The organism is Nocardiopsis prasina DSM 43845 (assembly GCF_000341265.1).
Classification (GTDB): Bacteria; Actinomycetota; Actinomycetes; order Streptosporangiales; family Streptosporangiaceae; genus Nocardiopsis; species Nocardiopsis prasina.
The window spans coordinates 1-1,823 of the sequence record NZ_ANAE01000023.1; the positions used below are offsets into that span (position 1 = coordinate 1).

The window sequence follows — 1,823 nt, forward strand, 5'->3', positions numbered from 1 at the left end:
GCTGCCGACGCAGGATCCGGTGCGGCTGCGCGAGTGGCACCGCCTGGACTCGGCACTCGCGCGTGCGCTGGCCGCGACCCGGCTGCGCATGCTGTGCCTGCACGACGCCCGCGCGCTGCCCGAACAGGTGCGGCTCGACATACGACGCACCCACCCCGTTCTCGTAGCCGGCGGCGCCGAACACGACAGTCCCGACTACGTCGGCCCGGCGGAGTTCAGCGCACCCGACCGCACGCGGCTGCTGCCCCCGCCGGGCGGCGAGCAGCGCAGCCTGGAGTTCGGCGGCGACCTCGCGTCGCTGCGCACCGCGGTCACGGAGCTGGCCGAGAAGGCCGAGGTCGCGCCGGATCGGCTGAGCGATCTGGTCCTGGCGGTCAACGAGCTGGCCGCCAACGCCGTCGAACACGGCGGCGGGTCCGGAACGGTGACGCTGTGGCGCAGTCCCGGCTGGACACGGTGCGACGTCACCGACCGCGGCCCCGGGCTGGGCGACCCCCTGCGCGGCTACGACCCGGCCGACCCGCTGAGCCCGCGCGGATACGGCCTCTGGATCACCCGGCAGCTCTGCGACTACATGGAGATCGGTTCGGCAGGGCGCGGCACCCGGATCCGGCTGCACTTCCGAACGTGACCCGGCCTGCGGGCCGCCGCGGAATCCGGGGGCACCCGGCGCCCGCCCCCGGGCCGGGCCGTCAGGCCAGGACCGTCTCCACGGCGTGGCCGGTGTCCTCTTCGATGCGCAGAACCTGGTCGATGCCGGCGATCACGAACAGGCGCAGGACGCTGCGCTGAGGCGCGGCGACCGCCAAGCCGACGCCCTCGTCGCGGGCCTGGCGGTAGGCCGAGACGAGCACTCCGATGCAGCGGGAGTCGCAGAAGCCCACGCGGGACAGGTCGATCACCACACCCCGCCACGGGGGGTCGGCCGCGAGCAGGCGGTCGAGCACGTCGGCGAGGCCCGGCGACGTGACGGCGTCCAGCTCGCCCTCCGGGGCGACCACCACGACGTCGCCTTCCGACCGGACCGGGATCTCCGTCGCCACAGTCACCTTCCTCGATTCCCGCTGGAGGCGCTGCGCGCCGTGGACTCTCGCATCCCCCGCCGCCCCCGCGCGGAGACGGGCGACGGATCCCCCGAATCGGCGCGGTCGGTCCGCGGCGGTGCGGGTGCCGCCAACCCTAGCCGCATGCCGGTGGGTGCCACAGTGTGCGCTGCACAGCGTCATAACACCGATACGCCACCCGCGACGGGGATCAGCGACCGCTGCTCTCGGCGTGCTCGGTGACCAGGCGGCGCGCCACGTCGGCGACCTTGCGCCGATTGCGCTGGGCCACCTGCCGCAGCTCGGCGAATGCCTCGTCGGCGTCGCAACCGCGCGCGTGCATGATGATGCCTTTGGCCTGGTCGATGACGGCCCGCACCGACATCGCGCGGCGCATGTGGGCGGCTTCGCGCGCGACGTCGGTGTAGCGGTCCGCGGTGTGCAGCGCCACGGCCGCGTGCTCGGCCAGCAGCGCCATCAGCGGGGTCACCACCGACCCGTCGAAGGCGTCGGCGCGGCCGGCGTGCACGCCGAACGTCACCACCTCGCCCTCCAGCTCGCAGGGGAAGGTCACCGATGCGCGGTCGCCGCACTGGACCGCCATGCTGGTGTAGTTGGGCCAGCGCTCTTCGCGCAGCACGTCGCCCACGGCCACCGGGCGCATCTCGCGCACCGCACCGACCGTGGGGCCTTCGTCGGTGGTGTACTGGTGCTCGAAGGCGGTGGCCAGGTCGGAATGGGAGGCGCCGTAGTCCACGACGACATGGCGGGCCCCGCCCC

The 1,823-nt window shown here is 74.1% G+C and carries 3 protein-coding genes; 1 reads left to right on the forward strand and 2 read right to left on the reverse strand.

The window, feature by feature from the left end; genetic code table 11:
* Positions 1–631: ATP-binding protein (locus D452_RS0101015; protein ID WP_017542316.1), on the forward strand; the 631-nt coding region annotated here is incomplete at its 5' end.
* Between the two features lie 61 nt (positions 632–692).
* Here the strand turns inward: D452_RS0101015 and D452_RS0101020 are convergent.
* Positions 693–1,043: an STAS domain-containing protein gene (locus tag D452_RS0101020; protein ID WP_017542317.1), complete on the reverse strand. Its 351-nt coding sequence runs from the start codon at positions 1,041–1,043 to the stop codon at positions 693–695.
* Positions 1,044–1,254: 211 nt separating this feature from the next.
* Positions 1,255–1,823: GAF and ANTAR domain-containing protein (locus tag D452_RS0101025; protein ID WP_026128861.1), on the reverse strand; the 569-nt coding region annotated here is incomplete at its 5' end.